Below are 13,225 nucleotides of genomic sequence, written 5' to 3' on the forward strand. Positions count from 1 at the left end.
ATCCCACCGACTAGGATCGAATGCCGTGACCTTGCGCCTTTTTGACACCGACACGCGGACCATGCGGGAATTCACCCCGCTGGTCCCCGGCCGTGCCTCGGTGTATCTGTGTGGTGCCACCGTGCAGGGTCAGCCCCATATCGGGCATGTGCGCAGCGGCGTCGCGTTCGACGTGCTGCGCCGCTGGCTGCTGGCACACGACTACGACGTGCGGTTCATCCGCAATGTCACCGATATCGACGACAAGATCCTGAACAAAGCCGCCGAGGCGGGCAGGCCGTGGTGGGAATGGGCGGCCACGCACGAGCGCGCGTTCGATTCCGCCTACGAAACCCTCGGCGTGCTGCCGCCGTCGGCCGAACCGCGCGCCACCGGGCACATCACCCAGATGGTCGCCCTGATGGAGCGGCTGATCGAGCGCGGGCACGCCTACGCCGCCGAGGGCGATGTGTATTTCGATGTGGTGAGCTGGCCGAATTACGGTGAACTCTCCGGCCACAAACTCGACGACGTGCACCAGGGCGAAACTCCCACCCGAGGCAAACGCGACCCCCGCGATTTCACCCTGTGGAAGGCCGCCAAACCGGGCGAGCCCAGCTGGCCTTCGCCGTGGGGTCCCGGTCGCCCCGGCTGGCACCTGGAATGCTCCGCGATGGCCGAGTTCTATCTCGGCCCGGAATTCGATATTCATTGCGGCGGAATGGATTTGATCTTCCCGCATCACGAGAACGAGATCGCCCAGTCGAAGGCGGCAGGCGACGGTTTCGCGCGTTACTGGCTGCACAACGGCTGGGTGACGATGGGCGGGGAGAAAATGTCGAAGTCGCTCGGCAATGTGCTCTCGGTGCCGAATGTGCTCACCCGGGTGCGGCCGGTGGAATTGCGTTTCTATCTCGGCAGCGCGCATTACCGTTCGATGCTCGAATACTCCGACAAGGCACTCGACGACGCTGTCGCTTCCTATCAGCGCATCGAGGCTTTCGTGCGGCGGGTGCACGATCGGGCCGGTGCGGTGCCGGTCGGCAAATGGACCGACGCGTTCGCCGCCGCGCTCGACGACGATCTGGCGATTCCCAAGGCGCTCGCCGAGATCCACCACGTGGTGCACGAGGGCAATCGCGCCATGGAATCGGGCGCGCTCGACACGGCAGCCGAACTGGCCGGGCAGGTGCGGGCGATGCTCGGCATCCTCGGCGTCGACCCGTTCGACGAACACTGGTACACCCCCGCCGACAATTCGGCGGCGCTCGACGCGCTCGACGTGCTGGTCCGCTCGGAGCTGGATCGCCGGGCGAGCGCGCGGGCCGACAAGAACTGGGCAGAAGCCGATGCCGCACGGGATCGGCTCATCGCGGCGGGTATCGAAGTCACCGATACCCCGCAGGGGCCGGAATGGTCGCTGGGCGCAGCTAGCGGAAAGGCGAACTGATGGCAGGCAATTCACAGCGACGCGGAGCGATCAGGAAGGGCGGCACCAAGAAGGGTGCTGTCGTCGGTTCCGGCGGCAGGCGCCGTCGCGGCCTCGAAGGGCGCGGCGCGACCCCGCCCGCGGTCGAACGCACCAAGCATCCCGCCGCCAAGCGCGCGGCCGCCGCGGCCAAAGCCAAAGCGGCACAGGGTCGTCCGACCGGCAAGTCCGGTGTGCCGCGCGCCGGTCGCAAGTCCGACGACGGTCCCGAGCTGGTACTCGGCCGCAACCCGGTGCTCGAGTGCCTGCGCGCGGATGTGCCCGCGACCGCGCTCTACGTGGCGGTCGGCACCGAGAACGACGACCGCCTCACCGAGAGCGTGCAGCGCGCCGCCGACCTCGGCATCTCCATCCTCGAGGTGCCACGCACCGACCTGGACCGGTTGAGCGCCAACGGATTGCACCAGGGTGTGGCACTGCAGGTGCCGCCGTACCGGTACGCCCACCCAGACGACCTGATGGACCGGGTGAAGTCGACCGCCGAGCCCGCACTGCTCGTCGCCCTCGACAACATCACCGACCCGCGCAACCTCGGCGCGGTCATCCGCTCGGTCGCCGCGTTCGGCGGTCAGGGTGTGGTGATCCCACAGCGTCGCAGCGCGGCCGTCACCGCGGTGGCGTGGCGGACGAGTGCGGGCGCGGCGGCACGCCTGCCCGTCGCCCGCGCGACCAACCTGACCCGCACGCTGAAGGACTGGGCTGCGCAGGGCATCCAGATCGTCGGCCTCGACGCGGGCGGCGACACGACGCTCGACGATTTCGACGGCAGCGTGCCGACGGTGGTCGTCGTCGGCTCCGAGGGCAAGGGTCTGTCGCGCCTGGTCCGCGAGACCTGCGACTCGATCCTGAGCATCCCGATGGCGGGGCCGGTCGAGTCGTTGAACGCTTCCGTGGCTGCTGGTGTGGTGTTGGCTGATATCGCCCGGCAGCGTCGACTGGGCTGAGTTCGGCGTCTGCACGCCACGTCGGCGGCCTAGTTGTGGTTTGCTGACGCTGAATCGTGGTCGCACGCCGTAGAATTCACGGGGTGGCGATCCCTAATCAACCGATCGGCCCGACGGTCGAGCACCCGCAGGCGAACATGATTCTCGTGCTCGGGCTGCTCAGCCCGTTCTGCTGCGGGATCTTCGGGCCGGTCGCGTGGACGCTCGGGAAGCGGGCACTCAACGAGATCGACGCTTCCTACGGTGGGCTCAGTGGGCGTCATCAGGTGCTGATCGGGTACATCGGCGGGATCATCGGCACGATTCTGATGATCTGTTTCGCGCTGCTGTACCTGGCCGGGTCCTGCAACGGGAACTTCTGAGCTAGTCGAGGCTCGGGCGTTCGCCGGGGGCGTCCCAGGCGGGCCACTCGTCGTTGACGCTGCCCGACCAGTTCGGCTGACGGCGTTCCTTGAAGGCCGCCATCGCCTCGCCGCCGTCGACGCTCTTGGCCACGTGCGCGTTGAGCTCGGATTCGAGCTGTCCGACCACGGCGGGGGTCATGCCGAGGCTTTCCCAGATGAGCCGCTTGGTGAGGGCCACGGGCAGCGGCGCGGAGCCACCGGCGATGTCCTCGGCGACGGCAAGCGCGGTCGGCAGCACCTCGGCGGCGGGCAGGCTGGCATTGGCCAACCCCATCGACTTGGCTTCGTCGCCGTCGAAGGTGCGGCCGGTGAGCATGATGTCGGCAGCGTTGGCGAGCCCGGCCAGGCGGGGCACGGTCCAGTGCGCGTAGCCGTCGGCGAGCACACCGCGCCGGACCTGGCTCAGCCCGTACACGGCGTCGTCGGCGAAATAGCGCAGATCGCACTGCAAGGCGAGCGCGAGCCCGATGCCGACGGCGTGCCCGTTCACGGCGGCGATCACCGGTTTGCGCACCTGCCACGGTGACGGGTCGAGCGTCGCGCTCGCCCCGCCTGCACCGGCCGACAGGTCGGCACCGGCGCAGAAGGCGGGTGGGGTGCCGGTGATGACGACGGCGCGGATGGCGTCGTCGGTGTCGCAGCGGCGAAGGGCCGCCCCGAGTTCGGCCGTCATGGTCGCCGTGACGGCGTTGCGCTGGGCAGGACGGTTGAGCGTGAGTACCGCGACGCCCGCGCGGACATCGACCAGCAGTTCCGAACTCATGGGATCGAATGGTACTAGCGGCCGACCAGATGTCTGCCGATCGCGTATTTGTGGACCTCGGTCGGCCCGTCGTAGAGCCGGAAGGCGCGCATGTCGCGGAACAGCATTTCCACCACGGTCTCGTCGCTGATCCCGATCCCGCCGAGCACCTGCACACACCGGTCGGTGACCTTGAACAGTTCCTCGGAGACATACGACTTGGCCATCGACGATTCGTGCCTGGCCTGCTGCCCCTGGTCCATCAGCCAGCAGGTGTGCCAGATGGTCAGCCTGCACTGGTGCAGCGCGATCTCGTTGTCCGCCAACATGAACGACACCCCCTCGTGCTGCCCGATGGGTTTGCCGAAGGCCGTGCGGGTGCGCGCGTGGTCGAGGGCGATGCTCTGCGCGCGTTCGGCGGCGCCGAGCCAGCGCATGCAGTGCGTGAGCCGGGCGGGGGCCAGGCGCAACTGGGCGTAGCGCAGGGCTTGGCCGGTGCGGCCGAGCACCGCGCTCGGCGGCAGCGTCAGATTCTCGAACCGGACCACCGCGTGCCCGCCCACGTAGTTGCGGTCCATCGTGTTCATGATCCGCTCGATGACGATGCCCGGCGTGTCGGCCTCGGTGAGGAACAGCGTCGGCCCGGCGGGCAGGTGCGGGTTCTCGGCCAGGTCGGCCATGATGATCCAGGTCGCGGCGCCGTCGGCACCTGTGATGAGCCATTTCTGCCCGTCGATCACGAAGTTCTCGCCGTCGAACACCGCCCGCGTGCTGAGTTGCCCGGGGTCCGAACCCGCCCCACCCGGTTCGGTCATGGCGAACACCGACCGCCGTTCCCCGCGGATCATCGGCATCAGATGCTGGTCGATCTGTTCGGGGTCGGCGATCTTGCCGAGCAGGTACATGTTGCCCTCGTCGGGCGCCGCGCAGTTCATCGCGACCGGCCCGAGCGTCGACCACCCGGCCGCCTCGTACACCAGCGCCTGCTCCACATGGCCGAGCCCGAGCCCGCCGTACTCGACGGGCGCCTGCACGGTGAGCAGCTTCTCGGCCCGTGCCAGCTCGACCAGTTCGGCCCGCAACTCGTCGGTGGGTCCGTGCGCGGTGAGCCGCGGATCGCGTTCGTACGGCACGATCCGGTCGACGACGAACGCGCGCACCCGATCGCGCAGGGCGGCCAGATCCTCCGGCACCGAGAAATCGATCATGGATGAATCATCGCGCTGCCGTGCGCGGCCCGTGGCGATTTCAGCGCACGGGCGCGAGCTTGCGCTGCCGGTGTCCGACGACCCGGCACACCAGGTAGATGGTGAACGAGATACCGGTGACGAAGGTCGACACCGGCACGCCGGGCGCCAGCGACAGCAGCAGCCCGCCGACGGCGGCGACCTCGGCGAAGATCACCGAGAGGACGGTGGCGCGCAGGGGGCTCGACGTCACCTGCGCGGCAGCGGCGGCCGGGGTGATGAGCAGGGCGAGCACCAGCAGCGCGCCGACGATCTGCACGCCGAACGCGGCGGTGATGCCCAGCAGCACCGCGAACACCACCGACAGCGCCCGCACCGGCACCCCGCGCGCCACGGCGACCTCGGGATCGGCGCTGGCGAACAGCAGCGGCCGATACACCACGGCGAGCACGGCCAGCACGGCGGCGGTGCAGGTGAGCAGCAGGGCGAGCCCGTCGTAGCCGACGCTGGCGACCTGCCCGGTGAGCAGCGAGAACTTCGATCCGGCGCGGTCGGGGGACAGCCACAGGAACAGCACCGACAGGCCGAGCCCGAACGAGAGCACCACCGCGATCACCGAATCACGTTCGCGCGCACGCGAACCCAACCAGCCGAACAACACGGCTGCGACCACCGAACCGGCGATCGCGCCGAACCCGACACCCACACCGACGAGCAGCGCCGCCGCCGCACCGGTGAGCGACAGTTCACTCGTCCCGTGCACCGCGAACGACATCTGCCTGGCCACGATGAGCGGCCCGATCAGCCCGGCGAGCAGGCCGAGCAGGGCGGCGGCGAGCAGCGCCTGCTGCACGAAGTCGTAGCCGAGCAGGTTCGCGGTGGTGCCGATGTCGAACATCGACTGGAGAACTTTGGTGAGCTTGTCCATCAGGCCAGGGCGTCCATATCGTCACCGGTGCCGACGACCACGAGCCGCCCGCGCACCCGCAGTACCTCCACCTCGGTCCCGTAGAGCTCCGAGAGGGTCTGCGAGGTCATCACCTCGTCGGGTGTGCCGATCCGGAACTCGCCGTCGACCAGGTACAGCACCCGGTCGACCAGCGGCAGGATCGGATTGAGTTCGTGGGTCACGAACAGCACGGCGGTGTCGTGTTCGCGGCGGCGCTTGTCGATCAGTTCGGCCACGAGGCGCTGGTTGGCCAGGTCGAGGCTGAGCAGGGGTTCGTCGCACAGCAGTACCGAGGGATCACCGACGAGCGCCTGGGCAACCCGCAATCGCTGCTGCTCGCCACCCGACAGCGACTCGAGCGGGGCATGCGCGAACTTCTGCGCGCCGACCGCGGCGATGGCGGCCTCGACCTGCTCGGCCCGCTCCCGGCGCTTGCGCCACCCGAGCCCCCAGCGGTGTCCGTCCACGCCGAGCCCGACCAGATCCACGCCGCGCAACAGCACCCCGGCGTCGATCGTCTTCTGCTGCGGGATGTACCCGATACCCGGATTGCCCACCCCGGCTCGCCGCCCGGCGATCTCCGCGCTGCCCGCGGTGAGCCCGAGCGTGCCGAGCAGCACTCGTAACAGCGAGGTCTTACCGGACCCGTTCGGGCCGAGCACCGCGATGAACTCACCGGGCGAGACCTCGAGATCGAGGTCGCTCCACAGAGTGCGTTCGCCGAACGACATCGTGGCCGAGCGCAACCGGATCGCCGGATCCGCCTGCGCGTCTGCCACGCCTGCGGCAGACGCGCCGGTCGTGCCGGGCGCCGACAGGGCGGTTGCGTCGGTCATGAGGTCCTCGATCGGGTTCGAGCGTCAGCGCAGAGCCGCGGCCAGCGCCTTGGCATTGGCCGTCTGCCACTGCACGTAGTCGACGCCCTCGGGCAGTGTCTCGGTCACCTCGACCACCGTCACACCGGCTGCCTGTGCGGCCGCGCGCAGGTCCTGGGTGACCTTGTCCTGGGTCTGGGTGTTGTAGATCAGGGCCTTGACCTGCTTGCCGGTGATGAGGTCGCGGGTGGCGGCGACGGCGGCCGGGGACGGGTCGGTCTCCTGCTCGATCGCTTCCTGGAATTCGTGCGGAGTCTTGTCCTGGGCCTTGGCGGCCAGCAGCAGGTAGTGCGCCAGCGGCTCGGACTGGGCGACGGCCGCGTTCGGCGTCTGCGCCGCGATGGCGCCGGTGATGGTGCTGATGCCCATCAGCTGGTTCTTGAAGGCGACGGCACGCTCGGTGTAGGCGTCCTTGTGCGGCGCGTCGATCTCGCCGAGTTCGGCGGCGATGCGGTCGGCGACGGCGGCGACGGTGGTGACGTCGTACCAGACGTGTTCGTTCTCGTCGCTCTTGTCGGTGCGCTCCTCGAACGCCTCGACGGTCCGCTTGTCCTTGCCGGAGATGGCTTGCTCGATGAACTCGTCGTAGTGGCCGCCGTTGAACACCACGAGCTCGGCATCGCTGATCTTCGCGGTATCGGTCGCGGAGGTCTCGAACGAATGCGGGTCGGCGGCCGGATCGGTGATGATGGCGCTGACCTGGGCGTCCGGTCCGGCGACCGCGCTAGCGACCGAGCCCCACACATCGGTGGACGCCACGATCGATGGAGTGCCGGATTCCTCGGAGCCACCGCCGCAGGCCGTCAGGACGGCGGCGACCGCCACTGCCGCCGTGAGACCGGCACACGCACGGGCGATTCGACTGTTCACGCGGGACTCCTGGGGCAAACCACGACCCGACCACACATGGTTGTGCGTCAGATCATAATGGAAATCGTTACCGTTTTAGATTAGCAGGGATGATGCTGGCTCGTGAACCCGGCCGCCTACCGACAACGGCCGACGTTCCCCCATAGGGAGAACGCCGGCCGTCTGCCGGAACTTCCCGCGCTTAGATCTGGCCCGACGTGACAGGCAGGCGCGACTGCTGGCTCAGGAGCTGAGCGCAGCGCAGCAGGCCGAGGTGGCTGTAGGCCTGCGGGTGATTGCCGAGGGAGCGCTCGGCGACGGGGTCGTATTCCTCGCTGAGCAGACCGGTCGGGCCGGCCGCGGCGACGAGCTGCGTGAACAACGCCTCGGCGTCGGAACGGCGACCGATCAGCAGGTACGCCTCGACCAGCCAGGCGGCGCACAGGTGGAAACCGCCTTCACCGCCGGGCAGCCCGTCGTCGTGGTGGTAGCGGTAAACCGTCGCGCCGCTGCGCAATTCGGCCTCGGTGGCCACGACAGTCGCCGCGAAACGCGGGTCGGCGGGGTCGATCAGGCCGCTGAGGCCGATGTGCAGGGTGGCCGCGTCCAGATCGGTGCCGTCGTAGGCCGCGGTGTAGGACTGCACCTCCTCGTTCCAGCCCTTGGCCTTCACCTCTTCGGCGATCGTGTCGCGCAGGGTCACCCATTCGGGATCGATGGCGCGATCGAAACGCTGAGCGAGGGTGAGCGCGCGGTCGACGGTGAGCCAGCCCATCACCTTCGAGTACACGTGGTGCCGCGGGTTGCCGCGGATCTCCCAGATGCCGTGGTCGGGTTCGGTCCAGCGCCGCTGCACCGCGGAGACCATGGCGTGCACCAGTTCCCAGTCGGCGTCGGGCAGAGCCTTGGCCGCGTCGGTGGCACCTTGGCGTTCCCGTTCCTGCGCAAGGGTGGTGATGAGGTCGACGATCGGGCCGAACACATCGAGCTGCACCTGCATATTGGCCGCGTTGCCCACGCGCACCGGCCGCGAACCGGCGTATCCGGGCAGCAGGTCGATGACGGCCTCGGGCGGCAGTGTCTCGCCGTAGATCGTGTACAGCGGGTGCAACCGCTCCGGGCCCGGCAGGGTGGCGAGCACCTTGTGCACCCAGTCCAGGAATTCCTCGGCCTCGGTGAGCGAGCCGAGCGTCACCAGTGCCTGCGCGGTGAGCGAGGCGTCGCGCAGCCAGCAGTAGCGGTAGTCCCAGTTGCGCACGCCGCCGATGTCCTCGGGCAGCGAGGTGGTCGCGGCGGCGAGGATCGATCCGGACGGGCGGTGCACGAGTCCGCGCAGGGTCAACGCCGAACGCTTCATCAGATCGGGCTTGAGCGGCGGCAGCTGCAGGCGGCTCGCCCACTCGGTCCAGTACCGCTCGGCCAGCTGGCGACGCTGCGACTCCGGCGTCATCGACGGCGCGAGATCGGCAGTACCGCAGCGCAATTCGAGGACGACCGGCGCCACGGCCGGGTCGACCACGGCGCGCGCCTGCTCGCTGATGCCGTCGGAGGTGATCTCCCACTGCACGCCGGGGGAGCGGAGCACCATCGGATCGTTGGTGCCGCTCACCCGAAGCCCGTTGTGCACGGCCTCGATTCGGACCGGCACCTGCCCGAACTCCGGCCGCGGCGCGAAGTGCACGACGGCCTTGGCGGTGCCGGTGATGACGCGGGTCAGGTCGGTGCGGTTGGGGGTCACGTCGTGCGGCAGGTAGTCGGCCACTTGCAAACTGGCCCACCGGGTTTCGACGGTCATGGTGCCGTCGACATAGCGCTGCGACAGCGGCAGGCTCGGCCGCTCCGGTGCCACCGAGAAGTGACCGGCCGCCGACCCGCCGAGCAGGTGCGCGAACACCGCCGCCGAATCGGGTTCGGGATGGCAGAACCAGGTGACGGTGGCATCGGGGGTGAGCAGGGCGACCGAGCGCGGGCTGGCGAGCATGCTCAGCCGCTCGATACGCGGTGCGCTGGCACCGGCGAGCCAGGTACGCCGCTCCTCGACGAGGAAGGCCAGCGCGCGCGCCACGTCCTCGGTGGAGTCGACGCGCAGCTTGGCCAGGCTCTCGCCCTCGCCGACCTTGATGCCGACGTCGGGGCCCGACAGCACGCGGAAGGCCTTCTCGTCGGTGACGTCGTCGCCGAAGAACACTGCGGCCGAGGCACTTTCCTGGTGCCGGATGGTGTCGAGCGCGGTGCCCTTGTCGGTGGGGATCACCGCGAGTTCGATCACCGCCTTGCCCTCGGTGACCTGCACGCCCACCCAGCACGCCGGGCCCTGCCGCGCGGCATTCAGTGCGCGCCTGCCGATTTCGGGGCTGGCGTTGCGCACGTGCAGTGCGGCGCTGGCCGGTTTCATCTCCACGGTGACGCCAGGGTTGTCGGCGGCGATCTCGGCGAAGGCGGCGTGGATCTCGGAGAGCAGTTGCTTGGCGTCGTTGTCGATGGCGTGCACGAAGCCGACATCGAACTCGGAGCCGTGACTACCGATCAGTTGCACCTCGACGGGGAGCCGCGACAGCGCGGCGAGGTCGCGCAGAGCTCGGCCGGAGATCACCGCTGCCGTCGTATTGGTCAGCCCCGCGAGCGCGCGTAGCGCACTCACCGATTCCCGTTGGGGAAACGCTTTCGACGGGTCGGACACGATCGGGGCGATTGTCCCGTCGTAGTCCGAGGCGACCAATAGCCGTGGCACTCGTGCGACCGACGCCAGTGCACGGCGGACATCCAAGGGCAGTTCCTGTGCGCTCACGCATCCAACCTAGTGATGGGAGGGGTGGATCAGGGGGCGCCAAAAACAATACTGGGTCAATTCTCGCGCGCGAGCGGCGCGGCGGGTTGTGCGCACGAGTGTCGTCCGGGTAGTCCGCGACCTCGCGGCTAATCCCGTCGGTCCTCGTCCGGCCGTACCGACGGGTAAGCAGGGATTATCCGCGATCGCCCAGCAACAGATCGACGGTGAGCTCGAGGCGCTCGGTGACGTCGGTCGCAGAGGCGCGCCTGGTGAGCCAGGCCACCAGATTCGACAGCCACACATCGGAGATCACGCGGGCGATGGCGAGCTGACGCTCGGTCGGTTCGCCGTCGGCGATGGCGCGGGCGAACACCCGGTCCATCACCTTGCCCACGCGGTCCACTTCGGCGGCGGCGGAGGCGTCGGCGAACATGAAGGCACGCGTCATGGCTTCGGTGAGCAGCGGGTCGCGCTGCATCATCCGGGTGATCTGGGTGAGCAGGCCGTGCATGCGCTCGGACGGGCCGTCACCCGCCAGCGGCTTGCGCTTGCTCTCGAACTGCTCGAATTCCCTTGCCAGAGCGGACACCAGCAGGTGGACCTTGGACGGGAAGTAGCGGTAGAGGGTGCCGACGGCCACGTCGGCGCGTTCGGCGACCGCGCGCATCTGCACCGCGTCGTAGCCGCCCTTGGAGGCGAGCGCGAGGGTGGCGTCGAGGATGCGCTTGCGGCGTTCACGCTGCGCGGTGGAACTCAGCTCCTCTTCGGACAGCGTTGTCACGGTGGGCGTTGGTGCGGGACTGTCCATCGTGGAAACCCTTTCGCTGAGTACGGCAGGAGAACATGGTTGCCGGTGAAGGTCTCTTGACTTACACCCACCCCGGATATTAGAACATGTTCTAGGAGTGGGAGCCACGCCGGAAGGGCGGTTTTTCTTGTGACCATCGCCACCACTGACGAGCATAAAGCCGCCGCGGCCTCCCTGCGGAGCTGGGCGAGCTCGGCGGCGCCGATTGCAACAATGCGGGCGGGCGGTAGCTGGCGCGAGTGCTGGCCCGCACTTGCCGAGTTCGGGTTGTTCCAGGTAGCGCTCGACGACGATCACGGTGGACTCGGCGGCACCGTCGCCGACCTCGCCGTGCTGCTGGAACAGACGGCCGACGACCTGGTGAACGGTCCGGTGCTCGCCACCGCGCTGGCGGGTCTGGTCACCGGCGCGGCCGACGGGACGCCCTGTGGCGTCGCGCTGCCCGATGTGTCGTCGGGTGCGGCGACGGGTTCGGATGCCGAAGGCTGGAAGGTCAGCGGCACTTGGGAATTCGTCTACGGAGCCGATGCGGACACGCAGGTGCTCGTGCCTGCCGAGACCGCCGACGGCATCCGCTGGTTCGTGCTCACCGACGCGACGATCACGCCGCTGTCCGGCGGTGATCCGACGGTGCCGCTGGCCCGGGTGACCGCTGAGAGTGCCACCGCGGCACGGGGTTTCGCGCCGTCGTTCGACGTCACCGATCTGTTCGTCACCCTCGCGGCCGCCGAACTGGCCGGGCTGGCCGGCTGGTGCCTGCGCACGGCCGTCGACTACGCCAAGGTGCGCGAGCAGTTCGGCAAGCCGATCGGCAGCTTCCAGGCGATCAAGCACCTGTGCGCCTGGATGCTGTGCCGCACCGAACTGATCCGCGCGGTCGCCGCCGATGCCGCCGACGCCTTCGACGCCGGTGGCAAGGAACTGCCGATCGCGGCCGCCGTCGCCGCGGCCTGCGCGCTCGACGCGGCTGTCGACACCGCCAAGGACGCCATCCAGGTGCTCGGCGGCATCGGCTTCACCTGGGAACACGACGCGCACTTCTACCTGCGCCGGGCCAGTTCGCTGCGGCAGCTGCTCGGCGGTTCGGCGCGCTGGCGGGCCCGGGTCACCGAACTCACCCGCGACGGGCAGCGCAGGACCACCGGCGCCGAGCGCGTCCTCGGTGATGCCGAGGGCGACACCGCGTTGTCGGCCGAGATCGCCACCATCGCCGCGCTCCCGGCGGCCGAACGCCCGCGCGCACTGGCGGATGCGGGCCTGATCATGCCGCACTGGCCGAAACCCTATGGGCGAGGCGCGGATCCGATGACCTGCCTACAGATCGCCGAACAGCTGCGCCGTGCCGAGGTGGAAACCCCCGACCTCGCGGTCGCGGGCTGGGCGGTGCCCACCCTGCTTCGCTTCGGTACCGAGGAGCAGATCGAGCGCTTCGTCTGGCCGACCCTGCACGGCGAGGTGATCTGGTGTCAGCTGTTCAGCGAGCCGGGCGCCGGGTCCGACCTGGCCGCCCTTCGTACGTCCGCCGAGCGGGTCGAGGGCGGCTGGGTGCTGCGCGGTCAGAAGGTGTGGACCTCGCTCGGATCCACCGCGAACTGGGGCATCTGCCTGGCCCGCACCGATCCGTCCGCGCCCAAGCACCGCGGTATCAGCTATTTCCTCGTCGACATGCGCGCCGCGGGCGTGCAGGTGCGCCCACTGGTGCAGATCACCGGCGAGGAGAAGTTCAGCGAGGTGTTCCTCGACGACGTGTTCGTGCCCGACAACTGCCTGGTCGGCGCGCTGAACAACGGCTGGAAGATCGCCCGCGCCACCCTGTCGGCCGAGCGGGTCGCCATGGGCGGCGGCGGGATCGGTGGTGCGCTGGAAGCGCTGCTCGCCGGTTTCCCGCCCGGTGGTTGGGGAACAGAACTGCGCGAGGATCATTTCGGCGCCCTGATCACCACCTCGATTGCTGGAACTTTGCTGGATCAGCGGATCGCGGCGGCCACCGTGGCCGGAGCCGATGCGGGCGCCCAGGCGGCCGTCCGCAAACTCGTCGGCGTCCGGTACCGGCAGGAGCTCGCGGAATATGCACTGGAACTTTCCGGCCGGGAAGGTTCCCTGGATAGCGACGTTCTGAAAGAATTCTTGCTCACACGCTGTCTCTCCATCGCGGGCGGTACCGAGCAGATCCTGTTGACCGTGGCGGCCGAACGGATTCTCGGCATGCCGCGCGATGCGGACAGTTAG

General features: G+C 69.0%; 11 protein-coding genes. 4 read left to right on the top strand and 7 right to left on the bottom strand.

Going from position 1 to position 13,225, the window contains the following annotated elements:
* Positions 1-25 precede the first annotated feature (25 nt).
* From cysS to NCO8_RS16385, 3 genes are all read left to right on the top strand, one after another.
* Positions 26-1,429: a cysteine--tRNA ligase gene (gene cysS, locus NCO8_RS16375; RefSeq protein WP_067495651.1), complete on the top strand. Its 1,404-nt coding sequence runs from the start codon at positions 26-28 to the stop codon at positions 1,427-1,429.
* Positions 1,429-2,412 (top strand): 23S rRNA (guanosine(2251)-2'-O)-methyltransferase RlmB, encoded by a 984-nt coding sequence (gene rlmB / locus NCO8_RS16380; protein ID WP_067495648.1) that lies wholly within the window; start codon positions 1,429-1,431, stop codon positions 2,410-2,412. Before cysS ends, rlmB begins: the two co-directional genes overlap by 1 nt.
* Positions 2,413-2,495: 83 nt before the next feature.
* Entirely contained in the window at positions 2,496-2,774 is a 279-nt protein-coding gene (locus tag NCO8_RS16385) for a hypothetical protein (protein WP_067495645.1), read from the top strand.
* 1 nt (position 2,775) lies between these two features.
* Here the strand turns inward: NCO8_RS16385 and NCO8_RS16390 are convergent, their stop codons facing one another.
* From NCO8_RS16390 to kstR, 7 genes are all read right to left on the bottom strand, one after another.
* Positions 2,776-3,579, bottom strand: coding sequence for an enoyl-CoA hydratase/isomerase family protein (locus NCO8_RS16390; protein ID WP_067640613.1), 804 nt, complete (start codon positions 3,577-3,579; stop codon positions 2,776-2,778).
* A gap of 14 nt (positions 3,580-3,593) precedes the next feature.
* Complete coding sequence (locus NCO8_RS16395; protein WP_067640615.1) at positions 3,594-4,766, bottom strand: acyl-CoA dehydrogenase family protein; 1,173 nt, start codon at positions 4,764-4,766, stop codon at positions 3,594-3,596.
* Positions 4,767-4,806: 40 nt separating this feature from the next.
* Complete coding sequence (locus NCO8_RS16400) at positions 4,807-5,673, bottom strand: metal ABC transporter permease (protein ID WP_084457235.1); 867 nt, start codon at positions 5,671-5,673, stop codon at positions 4,807-4,809.
* A complete protein-coding gene (locus NCO8_RS16405; protein ID WP_067640838.1) occupies positions 5,673-6,425 on the bottom strand; it encodes a metal ABC transporter ATP-binding protein in 753 nt (250 codons plus the stop codon). Before NCO8_RS16405 ends, NCO8_RS16400 begins: the two co-directional genes overlap by 1 nt.
* Before the next feature lie 129 nt (positions 6,426-6,554).
* On the bottom strand, positions 6,555-7,439 hold the full coding sequence (locus tag NCO8_RS16410; RefSeq protein WP_067640839.1) for a metal ABC transporter solute-binding protein, Zn/Mn family: 885 nt from the start codon (positions 7,437-7,439) through the stop codon (positions 6,555-6,557).
* 181 nt (positions 7,440-7,620) lie between these two features.
* On the bottom strand, positions 7,621-10,206 hold the full coding sequence (otsB, locus tag NCO8_RS16415; RefSeq protein WP_067640619.1) for a trehalose-phosphatase: 2,586 nt from the start codon (positions 10,204-10,206) through the stop codon (positions 7,621-7,623).
* Positions 10,207-10,381: 175 nt separating this feature from the next.
* The gene (gene kstR, locus NCO8_RS16420) at positions 10,382-10,996 is read right to left on the bottom strand and encodes a cholesterol catabolism transcriptional regulator KstR (protein WP_067495630.1); all 615 of its coding nucleotides are present in this window, start codon (positions 10,994-10,996) and stop codon (positions 10,382-10,384) included.
* Positions 10,997-11,125: 129 nt separating this feature from the next.
* Between kstR and NCO8_RS16425 the strand changes: the two genes are divergently transcribed.
* Positions 11,126-13,225 carry an acyl-CoA dehydrogenase family protein gene (locus tag NCO8_RS16425; protein ID WP_067640621.1) on the top strand — a complete coding sequence of 700 codons (2,100 nt, stop codon included), beginning with the start codon at positions 11,126-11,128 and terminating at the stop codon, positions 13,223-13,225.

Origin of the sequence: Nocardia coubleae NBRC 108252 (genome assembly GCF_001612805.1) — a bacterium.
GTDB classification, from domain to species: domain Bacteria; phylum Actinomycetota; class Actinomycetes; order Mycobacteriales; family Mycobacteriaceae; genus Nocardia; species Nocardia coubleae.

Excerpts from the sequence above, each read along its gene's own strand:
- rlmB (WP_067495648.1), top strand. The coding sequence starts at position 1,429 with ATGGCAGGCAATTCACAGCGACGCGGAGCGATCAGGAAGGGCGGCACC.
- NCO8_RS16400 (WP_084457235.1), bottom strand. The coding sequence starts at position 5,673 with ATGGACAAGCTCACCAAAGTTCTCCAGTCGATGTTCGACATCGGCACC.
- NCO8_RS16390 (WP_067640613.1), bottom strand. The coding sequence starts at position 3,579 with ATGAGTTCGGAACTGCTGGTCGATGTCCGCGCGGGCGTCGCGGTACTC.
- kstR (WP_067495630.1), bottom strand. The coding sequence starts at position 10,996 with ATGGACAGTCCCGCACCAACGCCCACCGTGACAACGCTGTCCGAAGAG.
- NCO8_RS16395 (WP_067640615.1), bottom strand. The coding sequence starts at position 4,766 with ATGATCGATTTCTCGGTGCCGGAGGATCTGGCCGCCCTGCGCGATCGG.
- NCO8_RS16405 (WP_067640838.1), bottom strand. The coding sequence starts at position 6,425 with ATGTCGTTCGGCGAACGCACTCTGTGGAGCGACCTCGATCTCGAGGTC.